The sequence below is a fragment of the Bacillus sp. FSL R5-0397 genome, from assembly GCF_038593395.1.
Classification (GTDB): domain Bacteria; phylum Bacillota; class Bacilli; order Bacillales; family Bacillaceae; genus Bacillus; species Bacillus altitudinis.
Map to the genome: position 1 here is coordinate 3,099,474 of NZ_CP151992.1, position 14,966 is coordinate 3,114,439.

The following is a 14,966-nucleotide window of genomic DNA, read 5'->3' on the forward strand; positions in this document are numbered from 1 at the left end:
GGGCACAATCATGAGCAGTTCTTTATTGCTCTCCAATATTCATATTGTGACAAAGACAGAAATCATTGAAAACGGTTTTGTCGGTTTACGCAATGGCAAGATCGACTATATTTCAACATCACCGCCGACAGGAAATTATGAAAAAGTATATATTTCCCGGGAAAACTTTTATTTACTCCCCGGAATGATTGATATTCACATCCATGGGGGATATGGTGCAGATATGATGGATGCGACACCAGAAGCCATGAATACACTTGCTGATCACTTACCCGCAGAAGGAACGACAAGCTTTTTAGCAACAACCATTACACAAAATCATCAAGAGATTGAGCAAGCACTTAAAAATGTCGCACAGTGGAGACCCTATAATAAAAAGCAGGCTGGAAGTCAGGCACAATGTTTAGGCATTCATCTAGAAGGTCCTTTTATTTCTAAAGATAAAGCTGGAGCGCAGCCTGCTCAATGGATTACACAGGCTAACCTTCCTCTTTTTGAGAAATGGCTGAGTGCATCAGATCAGCTGATTCGAATTGTCACTTTTGCTCCTGAGGAAGATACTGATTTTGCATTTCTTTCCCTGCTAAAAGAAAAAAATATCATTCCTTCTATTGGACATACAAATGCCCCTCATGACATGATTGAACTAGCAGCAAAGCACGGTGCGCGTCATGTCACGCATCTTTATAATGCGATGAGTTCATTTCAGCATCGTGAGCCAAATGTTGCAGGGGCTGCGCTTACAAACGAAAAGCTTTTAACTGAGCTGATTACAGATGGCATTCATTCACATCCTCTTTCCGTAAAGCTTGCGTATTTGGCAAAGGGTAGTGAACGTTTGATCATGATTACAGACTCAATGCGTGCAAAAGGACTTGGAGAGGGAACCTACGAATTTGGCGGACAGACTGTGACAGTCAGCGGTGAAAAAGCATTGCTGGCAGATGGAACACTTGCAGGATCGATTTTACAAATGAAAGATGGGGTCAAACGTATGAGACAGATCACACAATGTGGATGGACAGAAATTGCTCAAATGACCTCAACAAATGCAGCCACTCAGCTCGGGATCGATCATCAGCTCGGTTCGATCGAAGTTGGAAAACTAGCAGACTTGGTCATTTGGGATGAATCTGGCGAACTCATGATGACGATCTGCCATGGACAAATCGTTTATGAAAAAAAGGAGGCCACACACTGATGAACATCATCGAATTTGCAGATAAAGATCAATTAGGAAAAGCAGCAGCTGCTTTCATTGCACGTACCATTAAATCAAAAACAGATGCGGTTCTCGGTCTGGCAACTGGCGGTACACCAATTGAGACTTATAAAGAGTTAATTCAGTTGCATCAAACAGAACAATTATCTTTCAAACAAGCAAGAACAGTGAATCTGGATGAGTACGTGGGAATTGATCCAAATCATGAAAATAGTTATATGACTTACATGAAGCGTCATTTATTCGACCATATTGATCTCCCATCAGATCAATATTTCCTCCCCAATGGTGCTGCTTCTCACTTGGAGGAAGAGTGCTTAAGGTATGATCAGCTCATTGAAGATTTAGGGGGTATTGATCTTCAGCTACTTGGTATCGGACAAAATGGACATATCGGGTTTAATGAACCTGGTACTCCCTTTGACTCAAAGACGCATGTCGTCCAATTAGATGAACACACTCGCCAAGCCAATGCAAGGTACTTTTCTTCTATAGATGAGGTACCTACACATGCCATTACAATGGGAATTGCAAGCATTCTTTCAAGTAAAAAAATTCTCCTTCTCGCATCAGGAAAATCAAAAGCGAACGTGATACAATATTTAGAACGAACAGAGATTCACCCAGACTTCCCTGCATCTGCTCTGAAACTTCATGAAGATGTGACGATTTTTATTGATCGAGAAGCTGGTTCACTACGCTAAACACGAGAGGATTTTCACATGTTTATTGATAAGCAGTCACCTATCCCCATGTACCATCAGATTATGGAGAACTTGAAAAAGCAGATTGAGGATGGAACGTTAGCACCTGATACACTCATTCCTTCTGAAAGAGAATATGCCGAACGCTTTGGTATTAGCCGAATGACTGTCAGACAAGCCTTATCGAACCTTGTGAACGAAGGATATTTATACCGGCAAAAAGGAAAAGGAACATTTGTTAGCCGAAAGAAATTTGAACAACCGCTTCAAGGCTTAACAAGCTTTACAGAAGATATGCGTCAACGTGGGCTCAAAGCTTCAAGTCAGTTGATTGATTTCAAAAAAGTCGCATGCCCAGAGCACTTGCTGCAATCATTACAGCTGTCGAACAGTGAAGATGTCTATGAATTAAAACGAATCCGCCTTGCAAACGATGAACCAATGGCTATTGAAACGAGTTATATTCCTGAAAAATTTGCTGGCGAGCTCACAAAGGACCATTTAACTGGATCTTTATATGAATATATAGAAGCGAACACAGGTCTAACCATTGCCCATGCCAAGCAGGAGCTTGAAGCCAATGTTGCTTCAAAGGAAGAAGCTAACGTGCTGTCTATTTCATTAGGGGACCCTGTTCTCTCCATTGCAAGAACAACTTATTTTCAAAATGACCTTCCATTCGAGTATGTCATGTCCGTTTATAGAGGGGATCGATACAAGCTCACTCACACAATGGAAAGATAAAACTGTGCTCCTGAAAGCACAGTTTTTTATTTCCTAAGAAATGTTGATTGATCATCATTTTTTGTATGGATTTTCCATATAGGCGAAATCGCTTTCCCTTCGAAACGGTCTTTTGCGACAGTGTACCAATAATATTCTTGATTTGGCTTTAACCCTTTCCATTCAAAGGTTGCTTTTTTACCACTTTTCACACCTTTGACTTCTCCAAGAAGAACGTTTGTGTAGACATTCAATTCAAAATAATTGGTTTTAACGGATTTCATTTTTGGTGTTAAATCGACATCAATTGAAAATTCATCTTGATCTCCATACGTTTTTGGATCATAAAAATGTTCTTGATTCAAGTAAGGTGAGTATGTGGTGAAATGAAGCTTATTTTTTTCTTGATCCGCAGTGATCAGCCGCATAAAACCTTGACCGCCTTCAGGACCTGACTGGTAATCTGCAAGGATTTGATATACTTTTCTGTCCACTTTTCCATCATGATCATCGTCAATCTCATCTACTTTTCGACTGGCTCCGTGGTAGTGGCCACTAAATACTGCGACAATATTCGGGTGACGCTTTACCACTTGATGGAAGATCAAATCTCCAATTGGGCTTCGATTGCCGCTCACTAACAAATACTCATGGAAATTTAAAATGACAATGCGATCTGGATGTTCAGAAATGACTCGATTTAACCAGTCAATCTCATTTTGCTTGATCCCCCAGCCCATATACACCATCATATAATCATTGCCACCAGCAGAGATAAGATCATAATGACCTCGATTGTTTTGATAGGATTCACCGTAATATGGCTTGTCTTCAAAGCGTTTCGCTCCAAAGTATCTCCCATATTCCCTATAATGGCCGTCTTTGTGTCTGACATCATGATTACCAGCTAATACACCGTAAGGAATCTGATGCTGATCTAACACACGCATAAATGTATCGGCACGATTCCATTGCTTATCCTTTGAATCATCCACAATATCACCTGTATGGAACACATATTGAATATTCAATGGGTCCCTTTGATCTCTGATCCACTCGACCATTTTTTTGAAGATATGAGGATAACTTCTGGCATAATATTGAGTATCAGACATCCACACCATCTTATAAGGCTTTAACGTCTGACTGATCTCATCTTGTACAAGCAAATCAAACGTTTGATTTTTCATATACTGTCTGACTGACAGCAGCCCTTTCAGGTAAAATTCCTTTTCATCCTTGGCAAAGTGATGAGTGATTTTATCCCACTTTTCTTGCTGATGATTCCAAGCGTACATCGTTACCTTTCTCCCTGATAATGAGCTTCCTTTCCATACAGCCTCGACAACATCCTTTTCACGTACATCGTGATGAACCTTGATTTGAAAGCGATGATAAGGAAAATGCTGTAGATCTTTCGTTTCCACTGATTTACCATCAGCAAATGCAATGCGATTTCTTTCTCGATTAGAAAAAATCATTTCCCCTGTTTCATTTAAATGTTTTGGCGGCTCTGTTTCCGCTGCATATTTGAAAATCTTCATGGACGGATGCAGCGATGTATATTGATAGGCACGGTAAAAGGAGTAATCTAACTGATCATTAGTAGGATCATTGGTTAGCACTGTTTGCTTAGATGATTCCTTTTTTGTCCTATCTGACACTCTCTCTGGCGTTTCAGGGTGTTCATGTACCGTCTTAAAAACCTTTTTCAAAGTTGATTTGTTTCCAGCGGCATCTTTTGCTTTTATCTTCAATGTGTGTTCTCCAGGTTCTAATTCGCTAGAGGACGTTTGATAAGGCAAAGAGATCGGTTTTCCATCTAAAAACGCCTTCATCTCCGCTATGTCACTCCAACGATCCGTCACCTTTGCCTTTAACGTAAAGACGCCTTTATATTGGTCATTTGCCTGTATATTACTCTTGATTTTCGGACCCGTGTTATCGACTTTCACACGTACAGATTGAGATTCGTCTGCGGTTTTAGCCTGAACAACATGTACTCCTTCTTTCAGCCTTCTTGTATCCCACTGAATATAGCTTGAAGCATATGCCTGCTTCGGGATTTGAAACTGAAATGCTCTTACCTTCTTAGCGCTGCCACCGTCGCCCATTTTCCATTCCTCATGCTGGCTCGCATTTAGAGGCAGAATTTGAGTTCCATTCGATAAAATCATCTGGACATTTTTCAATTCAAAATCATCGTGATTTTCTCCAGGAAATCGGTCAAACGGCGATGACTTCGTCCCAGCATGAAATGATATCGTTTGTGGACCTGCCTTTTCTAAGTGTTTTTCTGGTATTGGTATCGTATAGGTGCGATACACTTTTGTCGAATCATCAAAAATGGAAAGTAAGTGCTTACCTATAGACACACCATTCTTAAAATATAAATTTGTCCCTTTGACATCAAATGCAAGATATGGATCTGCTTCAAGTGCAGGGAATACTTGTCGAATCGGTTTTCCATCTATCATTAATTTTATGCTTTTTTTCTGATCTGCTGTTGCTTTTAAGTGAAATACGCCAGAAACCGTATCTCCTTCTTCTACATTCAATCGAAGGCCGTGAGCTTTGCTTACTTGTTCCACATCAATTGTTTTTTTCATTGTCATTGCTTGATTTTCGCCGTCAGACGCTTCAATCTGATATTCCAATCGATCTTTACCGATGAGCTCAGGTGAATAAATAATATAGTGAAACAGCCGATCATTATGATCCTTTTGAAGCAGCACCTCTTTAAAATCTTCATGACGATTGGTTCGATATCGCAATTTGACTGTTTTGACGGACTGATCATCCTGCACATCTGCTCTCATTTCAATGCCTTCAGTTGGTTTTATCGGTTGATTGTCTGTCATATCTTCGATCACAGGTTTATGAACATCTTGTGATATTTCTTTTTTTTCAGTTGGAATTTGTGCTTTTAACACTTTTCCGGGTGTTGGCTCTTCCTCCACTTTCGAGATCAGCTTCATTTGTGTCGTACCATCCATTGGATACTTGAACAGTAACGATCTGTGCTCGCTAAACAATGAAGGCTTTAAACGATAGGATGCCGACGATACCTCTTCTCCTATATTTGTTGTGATAGAAACAAGGCGGGATTTAGAATTGGACAATCCTTTACTCTCAATGACCGATAGTTGCTCGCCCTCTTTTAAATGGCTTTTGTACATCGCATTAAAGTCCGCTACCGTTAAATGCTCCTGCCCTTTTTTTCTAAGCCAAAATACGTACGGCTTTCCAGGAGAAATGGTGATAGTACTTGTGTGAAATGAATATATATCATCCATCTCCACGCCTTGTGATGGATTGCGATAGCGAAGCTGGTAATGTCGAAGTGAAATGGGTGCATGAGTTGTGTTATACACCTCGATGAATTCAAAAGCATCCTTGCCTTTGCGGTTTTTTGAATTCACGACGATTTCTGTCATCAATAGCTCAGGAATTTGTGAGAGATCCTCTTCAAATCCGTTTAAGTGAACTGCTTGTTCGGTTGTTTTGATGACAGACTTCTGCGTCAGGAATTCTGTATAGTAATGAACTGTTGGATTCCACAATTGATCTGTCGGGATTTTCGCTGTGAATTCTGGTTTCATCCCCGGCAATCGTTCCATTGGGATCAATCGATATCCTAGCTCATCACTCTGTTTATAGTACAAGTTTGCAGACAAAATTTGCTCTGACTGACTAATAGATGCCCTAAATTGAAGATCACGTTTTTTTCCTTGAACCGGACGGACATCTACTTGAAATTGATCAAAGATAAAAGGTGAAAAGGGCTTATTTCGTATGTTCACTTGTGTTTGTGTCAAAGATCCTGCTGAAGCAGGCTGACTGAAACAAAAAAGAATGCTCAAAAAAAGGAAAAGAATGATTTGTCTGCTCACATTCACCATCGTGCACCGCCTCCCTTCGGATATTGTGTCTCCTGAAGACGGTTTTTATGACAGATGGAACGGGGAAACGATATAAATTCACACAAAAAAACCGTTAGCTTTTTTTCGCTAACGGTTCCACGATTCCTTTCTGTATGAGCAGATGGAAAATGGATAAAATGACAGCCATCCAAATGGCCGTTCCAAACCCATCAATGTTAAAACTATCTCCCATAAAGCTTGAGGTCATCATCAGTGTGATGGCATTAATGACAAAGAGGAACAATCCTAGTGAAAGTACTGTCACTGGCAGCGTTAAAATGATCAAAAACGGCTTCACTAAAATATTGAGCAAGGACAAAATAATACTTGCTACAATCGCTGCGCCAAAGCCTTCAATATACACACTACCAAGGCCTGGCAGAATGCCTGAATCAAAATATCCAGCAATGACGATTAAAAGTAATGCATTGACGAAAATACTAACGATCCATCTAAGCATTTAGTTAGTGCCTTCTTCCGGAACAACAAAATACCAGATGAAGTAGATCAAGAAGATCGGCATAAATGCTGTCATAAATCCGATGATCACCGTTAAAATACGAAGCAGGGATGCATCGACACTTAAGTATTCAGCAAGTCCACCGACAACTCCCGCTATTTTTTTATCTGTCGCTGAACGATAAAGCTTCTTCATGTAGAATCACTCCTTGTCTGATTGGTGCTTTACTTGGATTGAGCCTGTTTTTGTTTCTGCAAAAATGGATATATTGTGCTCCGCCTGTTGATTGGCTTTGATCATTTTCTCTTTTTGCAGCGTTTCATTTTTCTCTTTAATCATATTTGCATCAAGCAGCTCATGAGAGATCGATCCGAGATTGCTTTTCAGCTCTGCAGTCACTGCACAAGCACGCGGAATCTGAACGTCCACACTGCCTGTTGTCGTTTTTGCATAGATCGAACGGCATTTCTCATCTGACAGCTGAACAGCAATGTTCCCATTGAAGCTCTGTGCATCAATTGATTCACTTTTCCCGCGCAGGTCAATGAGCCCATTAATGGTTTCTACTTCAATCATACCACACTCGTGATCAGCCAGTTTGATTTGTCCATTTGCTGTTTCAATTCCGACCTTTTCTGCTTGTAAAGAGGCAAAAGAGACGACGCCATTTGTTGTTTTTGCAGCCAGTTCTTTTGTCTTTAGCTTTTCCCCGCGAATCGGTCCATTAAACAGTTTGACTTTGATTTTATCGTATTGGATACGTGGTACATACAGGGTGACATTGACCTTCATGGTCTTCTTTTCAGTTCGGATAAAAAATTTGTCCCCTTCAAGCCCGCAATCCAGATGTTGAAGAAATTGCTGTCTTGCCTGCTCTCCATCCTCTGCACGGTAAATTTTTGCATGACACTCTGCCCGAACATCCCCATCATCCCAAGGCATCAAATTGAGACTGCCGTTTGCCAATTGAATATCTAAATGGGACAGTGCCGCGTCTTTGAATTGAAAAATGTGTTCAACGTCGACGGACTGTCCAAAGTTCAAATCAAGATCTACATCTTTGACCTTTTTCACCGCCGAATCTAACCATCCAAACAGCTTTGCACCGAGGTTTTCAGTACCAGTTCCTTTATTCTCTGTGCCAGCTTTTTCTTCATGAAAAGTATGATCAGCCGTTGATTTTTCTAGTGAAATGGACTGATTTTCTTCTAGTTTTTCAAGCAGCGTAATCGCTTCTTTTGCAGATAATGTCCCGTCTTCTACTAATTTTAAAATGCGTTCTTTTTCATTCATACAAAGCCCTCCTACGATTTGATGGATTGAAGCACTTTAATACCTTGAATGATATTCCAAATGACAGAGATCAAAAAGCCAATGGCGACTAAAAAGGACAAGATAAGTACGGTGAACACTGGGATGAGTGAGTCGCTTGCCTGTGTCGTCAATAAAAAGGGGATAGCTCCAAAAACCAACAGCACGCACGCTGCGACTGGCAAAACATGTGACCACAATGCACGTAGCGAATGCCGTTTCGTTTCCTTTTGATCCACTACAAAATATGCCACGATCGGTACAATAAACGGCATGAAAAATACACTAAAATAACAAATAGATGCAATGATCGACTGATCTCTGTTCATATATATTCGCTCCTTCATGATGAAAATTCCTTTCTAACTCATACGTTTATGGCGTATAAAAAGTTTCAAACTCATTCGATTTACATATGACCTTAGACACAAATTATTTCTTTTTGCACCTAAGTGTAGATTCTTCATGGATTACCCTTTAAAATATGTTGAAAAGATGGTGATTATCATTATAGGGGGTAATTATTTTGACAGATCATCATAATGCTAACCACACGGCACAAACGCTTTTAGACCTTATACAGAAACAGAAAAGCATGAACAGCGATATGATCAAGGAGCTAGAGGCCATTCATCCGTCTCATCCGAAGTATGGTGATATCCGTTATTTAAAAGTACTGCTCGATAGTAGCAGCACTCATATTTTAAAGGATTTAACGCACCTCAGTAACTTAATGCCAAAGGAAGATGTGCAATAAAAGGAAAACCCCTCTTTCGGAGGGGTTTCAAATTGTTGACAAAGGGCTAAAATGAACTTGATTTTAGCCCTTTGTCTTCTTTTCAGCGTGATAGAAAACCTTTGCAGTCTAGGAAGGACGAGTACTGGCGCGGAGCGAATTTGACATTCGTGAGCACCGGCACGCAGGACTGACAAAGAATGCGAGGGTTTGTCTACACGCTGAAACCCCTCTTTCGGAGGGGTTTTTCTTTATGAGGATGTCACACTTTCTGTTTCTTTGACTAACTGTTTCATTCGCTCACGATCACGCTCTAAAATCGGTTTTAAGTATCGACCGGTGTAAGAAGCTTCTTCTTTAGCAATGTGTTCAGGTGTTCCTGAAGCAATAATCGTTCCTCCACCAGCACCGCCTTCTGGTCCTAGATCAACAAGGTAATCGGCTGCCTTAATAATATCAAGGTTGTGCTCAATGACCAATACCGTATCCCCGTTTTCGACCAAGCGCTGGAGCACTTTTAACAACCTAGCAATATCATCCACATGAAGACCGGTTGTCGGTTCGTCTAAAATATACAAGGATCTTCCGTTTGAACGGCGGTGAAGCTCAGATGCCAATTTCACACGCTGCGCCTCTCCACCAGACAATGTCGTGGCAGGCTGCCCAAGTGTAATGTATCCTAATCCAACATCAAAGATCGTTTGCAGCTTCCGCTTAATTTTCGGGATATTCTCGAAAAATTGAAGTGCGTCCTCTACCGTCATTTCAAGCACATCGGAAATATTTTTCCCTTTATACGTGACCTCTAACGTCTCGCGGTTATAACGTTTCCCGTGACACACTTCACAAGGCACATATACATCAGGTAAAAAGTGCATTTCAATTTTAATAATGCCATCTCCACGACATGCTTCGCAGCGTCCACCTTTCACGTTAAAGCTGAATCGCCCTTTTTTATAGCCTCGTACCTTCGCTTCATTGGTTTGCGCAAACACATCCCGCACGTCATCAAATACACCTGTATACGTAGCAGGATTGGATCTTGGTGTACGTCCAATTGGAGATTGATCAATATCAATGACTTTGTCTAAGTGATCCATTCCTTTGATTTCTTTGTGCTGTCCTGGCTTCGCTTTTGCTCTGTGCAGTTTTTGGGCAAGGGATTTCAATAAAATTTCATTCACAAGTGTACTTTTCCCTGATCCTGACACACCCGTCACAGCGGTAAAGACACCTAAAGGAAACTTCGCATTCACGTTTTTAAGGTTGTTTTCTTTTGCCCCTTTAATTTCAATGAATCGGCCGTCAGGCTTTCGTCTCTCAATCGGAAGCGGGATGAATTTCTCACCAGATAAATATTGTCCAGTCAACGATTTTGGGTCTTTCATGACTTCTTCTGGTGTTCCAGCTGAAATCACTTCTCCTCCATGAACCCCTGCACCTGGTCCAATATCAATGAGATAATCAGCGGCAAGCATCGTATCTTCATCATGTTCTACGACAATCAGTGTGTTTCCGATATCGCGCATGTTTTTCAATGTTCCAATCAATCGGTCATTATCCCGTTGATGCAGACCAATCGATGGTTCATCTAAAATATAAAGAACGCCTGTCAGTCTTGATCCAATTTGTGTCGCCAAACGAATCCGCTGCGCCTCCCCGCCTGATAATGTGCCAGCAGACCGGCTTAATGTCAAATAATCTAATCCGACATTATTTAAGAAGGATAAGCGCTCTTTGATTTCACGTAAAATGAGCTGGGCAATCTGCAAATCTTTCTCAGATAACTCAATTTTCTCATAGAAATCAAGGGCATCAGATACAGACAAATCGGTCATTTCTCCGATATGTTTGCCATTGATGAGAACCGCAAGTGTTTCTTTTTTCAGGCGATATCCTTTACAGGTCGGACATGGCTGATTGGCCATATATTTTTCCATTTGCTCCCGGATATAATCGGAGCTCGTTTCCTTGTAGCGCCGTTCAATGTTACGAAGCACACCTTCAAACTCGATTTCATTTTCACGGACCTGGCCAAAATCATTTTCATATTTAAAATAAATCAGCTCAGAGCCGCTGCCATATAAAATTTTATCAAATAAATGCGCCGGAATATCTTTTACTGGAATATCCATGTCAATTCCATAGTGTGTACATACCGCCTCAAGAAGCTGCGGGTAATATTGTGAGCTTTGAGGCTCCCATGGGGCAATGGCATGCTGACGTAAAGTCAAATCCTTATTCGGAATCACAAGCTCTGGATCTACTTCTAGTTTAGAACCAAGCCCATCACAGCTTGAGCAGGCACCGAAAGGGCTATTAAACGAGAACATTCTCGGCTCAAGTTCCCCAATAGAGAATCCGCAGTGCGGACAAGCATGATGCTCACTAAATAACAGCTCCTCTTGTCCAATCACATCAATCATCACACGACCTTCACCAAGTCGAAGTGCCGTTTCAAGAGAATCAGACAACCGTGCAGCCACACCTTCTTTCACGACAATTCGATCAATCACCACTTCAATGGAATGCTTTTTATTCTTTTCAAGCTCAATCTCTTCTGACAGGTCTTCCATCTCGCCATCAACTCTGACTCGAACGTAGCCCTGCTTCCGAATTTGATCAAGTATTTTCACGTGTGTTCCCTTACGTCCAGATACGATCGGAGCAAGCACTTGCAGTTTCGTTCGTTCTGGATACTCTAAAATACGGTCTGTCATTTGCTCAATCGTCTGTGATGTGATTTCGATCCCATGAATAGGACAAATCGGTTTTCCGACTCGAGCATATAATAGACGCAAGTAATCATAAATTTCTGTAACAGTCCCAACGGTTGATCGAGGGTTCCTGCTTGTCGTTTTCTGGTCAATACTAATCGCTGGAGAAAGCCCTTCAATCGCATCTACATCTGGTTTGTCCATTTGACCGAGAAATTGACGTGCATAGGCTGACAGTGATTCAACATACCTGCGCTGACCTTCTGCATAAATGGTATCGAAGGCAAGCGACGATTTTCCCGAACCAGATAAACCCGTAATGACCACTAGCTGATCGCGCGGGATATTGACATCAATATTTTTAAGGTTGTGGGCTCTTGCCCCTTTCACCTCTATTCGTTCCATAGCCATCTGGCATTCATCCTTCCGCTTTTAGCTCTAGCAATAGATCTCTTAATTCTGCTGCTTTTTCAAAATCAAGCGCTTTTGCTGCATCTTTCATTTCCATCTCGATGTTTTCGATCACTTTTTCTCGTTCTTTTTTGCTCATTTTTGACAACTTTGGTGCTGCTTTTGTTTCGTATTCTTCTGAATCCTCATGTACTTTTGTTGCCTTGATCACATCTCGAATCTTCTTATGGATCGTTTGCGGAGTGATACCAAATTTCTCATTATACGCTTCTTGCTGCTCACGTCTCCGCTTTGTTTCTTGTATGGCAATGTCCATTGATTTCGTCATATTGTCTGCATACATAATAACCCGGCCTTCTGCATTTCTTGCAGCACGGCCAATCGTCTGGATGAGGGATCTTTCTGAACGTAAAAAGCCTTCTTTATCCGCATCTAAAATCGCCACAAGCGACACCTCTGGAATATCCAAACCTTCTCGAAGAAGGTTGATCCCTACAAGCACATCATATTTTCCGAGACGTAAATCACGAATAATCTCAATCCGCTCTAGTGTCTTAATTTCTGAGTGCAGATAATTGACCTTGATTCCGATTTCTTTCAGATAATCTGTCAGATCCTCAGACATTTTCTTCGTTAAAGTCGTCACAAGTACACGCTCATTTTTTTCAACCCTTGCATGAATTTCCCCAATTAAGTCATCGATTTGTCCTTCAATCGGACGGACTTCAATGATTGGATCAAGCAAACCGGTTGGACGAATAATTTGTTCCACAACCTCTGGCGTTTTCTCAAGCTCGTATGGGCCAGGTGTTGCGGATACATGCACAATATGGTTAATGTGCTTTTCAAACTCATCAAATGTGAGTGGTCTATTATCAAGTGCTGACGGCAGACGGAACCCGTGATCAACAAGCACTTGTTTTCTTGCCTGGTCCCCATTGTACATGGCGCGAATTTGCGGGATGGTCACGTGTGACTCATCGACAACAATCATAAAATCATCCGGAAAATAATCAAGCAATGTATAAGGTGTTGAACCAGGCGGACGTAAGGTGAGATGTCTTGAGTAGTTCTCAATCCCTGAACAAAAGCCCATCTCTCTCATCATCTCAAGGTCATACCTTGTCCGCTGCTCAAGACGCTGTGCTTCAAGCAGTTTTCCGTTTTCACGAAGCTTTTCCAACTGTTCCTCAAGCTCTTTTTCAATATTAATGATCGCTTTTTCCATCTTTTCTTCTCTTGTGACGAAGTGAGATGCTGGGAAAATAGCAACGTGGTCACGATCACCGAGAATTTCTCCAGTGAGAGCATCTACTTCACGAATACGTTCAATTTCATCACCGAAAAACTCCACTCTGATACAATGCTCATCTCGTGAAGCAGGAAAAATTTCAACGACGTCTCCTCGAACTCTGAAGGTTCCGCGCTGAAAATCTATATCATTACGAGAATACTGAATATCCACAAGCTTACGCAGCAGCTGATTGCGTTCAATTTCCATTTCAGTTCGTAAAGACAGCACAAGCTCTCTGTATTCTTCAGGAGAACCTAAGCCATAAATACAGGACACACTGGCAATGATGATGACATCTCTCCGCTCAAATAATGAGGATGTGGCGGAGTGCCTTAGCTTATCGATCTCATCATTAATGCTGGCATCCTTTTCAATAAATGTATCAGTTTGAGGCACATACGCCTCAGGCTGGTAATAATCATAATAACTCACAAAATATTCAACAGCATTATTTGGAAAGAATTCCTTAAACTCGCTGTATAATTGTCCAGCAAGTGTCTTGTTATGCGCAATGACAAGTGTTGGTTTGTTCACTTCTTTGATCAGGTTGGATACAGTAAAGGTCTTTCCCGTACCTGTAGCACCTAACAGCGTTTGATGCTGTTTCCCCTGATGGATGCCCTCCACAAGCTTTTCAATGGCTTTTGGCTGATCTCCTTGGGGCTGATAGTTAGAAACTAATTCAAAGCGGTCACTCACATCAAAGCCTCCGTTTCGTTACGAAATCTATCTAATGAATATATTATCATAAAAGAACACAAAAATACGAACTAAAGTTCGTGTCTGACTTGATTTTTATTTCCAATACAACCATACCCTCTCTGCCGTGGCTCATAACCCTCTAAAGAAACCTTCCTTTCAGTATGGAACATTTTGGAGCGAGATATTCGATCAGCAGAAAAACCACAAAAAAGAAAGCTGCACTCACTAGAATCGTAAGCACAGCTCCTGCAATCAAAAACATTTTCTTTTCATCAAGAGGGATCACATCAATGATGTTTTTCAGCCTTCTCTCTTTTTTCGACTTCTTTCTTGGCCATAAACAATGCCCCGGCCACTAAAGAAATAATATCTAATCCTACGATAAAGTAGGTTTCTGTATAGCCTTTCATATACGAAGCAAATAAAAGCGCTGCTGTTAATGCAATGCCAACGTAATGATTATAAGTAACCTTTGAAAATAAAATAACGAGCAAGAAAGGAAAAACAAGTGCAAATATGGCTTTTGTAATCACAAAAACCCTCCCTCTACATGGTCTACTCCCTTGATTATAGTAAAGATTGGCATAATGAACAATTCACAGTTTTCAATTTCAGCTTTTTTCTTCTCGGTTGAAGACTTTTGATATAGATGAGGAGGAAAATTAGTGAAAACGTCCCCTTTCTAAAGATAGGTCTTTACGTCTTTGACAGTTACATCCAATAAATTCTATGATGAAAATGATAGTGCGCACTATCATTTTAA

Annotated in this window: 12 protein-coding genes; 4 read left to right on the forward strand and 8 right to left on the reverse strand. The window is 41.0% G+C overall.

The features are described from left to right. Positions 1-10 precede the first annotated feature (10 nt). The 3 genes from nagA to NSQ70_RS16005 are packed head-to-tail and all read left to right on the forward strand — an operon-like array spanning position 11 to position 2,670. Positions 11-1,201 (forward strand): N-acetylglucosamine-6-phosphate deacetylase, encoded by a 1,191-nt coding sequence (nagA, locus tag NSQ70_RS15995; protein ID WP_342502272.1) that lies wholly within the window; start codon positions 11-13, stop codon positions 1,199-1,201. Next, complete coding sequence (gene nagB / locus NSQ70_RS16000) at positions 1,201-1,926, forward strand: glucosamine-6-phosphate deaminase (protein ID WP_342502273.1); 726 nt, start codon at positions 1,201-1,203, stop codon at positions 1,924-1,926. The genes nagA and nagB overlap by 1 nt, the downstream gene beginning before the upstream one ends. 18 nt (positions 1,927-1,944) lie before the next feature. Continuing rightward, the gene (locus NSQ70_RS16005; RefSeq protein ID WP_041507821.1) at positions 1,945-2,670 is read left to right on the forward strand and encodes a GntR family transcriptional regulator; all 726 of its coding nucleotides are present in this window, start codon (positions 1,945-1,947) and stop codon (positions 2,668-2,670) included. 26 nt (positions 2,671-2,696) lie between these two features. On the opposite strand, the gene NSQ70_RS16010 is transcribed toward NSQ70_RS16005, so the two are convergent. The 5 genes from NSQ70_RS16010 to NSQ70_RS16030 form a co-directional block, all read right to left on the reverse strand. After that, positions 2,697-6,551 carry a metallophosphoesterase gene (locus tag NSQ70_RS16010; protein WP_326848690.1) on the reverse strand — a complete coding sequence of 1,285 codons (3,855 nt, stop codon included), beginning with the start codon at positions 6,549-6,551 and terminating at the stop codon, positions 2,697-2,699. Positions 6,552-6,645: 94 nt separating this feature from the next. Then, a complete protein-coding gene (locus NSQ70_RS16015) occupies positions 6,646-7,032 on the reverse strand; it encodes a phage holin family protein (RefSeq protein WP_007500042.1) in 387 nt (128 codons plus the stop codon). Further along, a complete protein-coding gene (locus NSQ70_RS16020) occupies positions 7,033-7,227 on the reverse strand; it encodes a PspC domain-containing protein (RefSeq protein WP_008348183.1) in 195 nt (64 codons plus the stop codon). A 6-nt stretch (positions 7,228-7,233) separates the two neighbouring features. Next, a complete protein-coding gene (locus NSQ70_RS16025) occupies positions 7,234-8,325 on the reverse strand; it encodes a DUF4097 domain-containing protein (protein WP_007500040.1) in 1,092 nt (363 codons plus the stop codon). An 11-nt stretch (positions 8,326-8,336) separates the two neighbouring features. Beyond that, positions 8,337-8,672: a hypothetical protein gene (locus NSQ70_RS16030; protein ID WP_072368060.1), complete on the reverse strand. Its 336-nt coding sequence runs from the start codon at positions 8,670-8,672 to the stop codon at positions 8,337-8,339. 197 nt (positions 8,673-8,869) lie between these two features. Between NSQ70_RS16030 and NSQ70_RS16035 the strand changes: the two genes are divergently transcribed. Further along, a complete protein-coding gene (locus tag NSQ70_RS16035) occupies positions 8,870-9,100 on the forward strand; it encodes a hypothetical protein (RefSeq protein WP_008348188.1) in 231 nt (76 codons plus the stop codon). Between the two features lie 230 nt (positions 9,101-9,330). Here NSQ70_RS16035 and uvrA read toward each other — a convergent pair whose 3' ends face one another. The 3 genes from uvrA to NSQ70_RS16050 form a co-directional block, all read right to left on the reverse strand. Continuing rightward, positions 9,331-12,207, reverse strand: a complete 2,877-nt coding sequence (uvrA, locus tag NSQ70_RS16040; protein WP_144666187.1) for an excinuclease ABC subunit UvrA — start codon at positions 12,205-12,207, stop codon at positions 9,331-9,333. A 7-nt stretch (positions 12,208-12,214) separates the two neighbouring features. Next, the gene (gene uvrB / locus NSQ70_RS16045) at positions 12,215-14,200 is read right to left on the reverse strand and encodes an excinuclease ABC subunit UvrB (protein ID WP_025208044.1); all 1,986 of its coding nucleotides are present in this window, start codon (positions 14,198-14,200) and stop codon (positions 12,215-12,217) included. 290 nt (positions 14,201-14,490) lie between these two features. Next, entirely contained in the window at positions 14,491-14,736 is a 246-nt protein-coding gene (locus NSQ70_RS16050; RefSeq protein ID WP_008348197.1) for a CsbA family protein, read from the reverse strand. Positions 14,737-14,966: the final 230 nt, after the last annotated feature.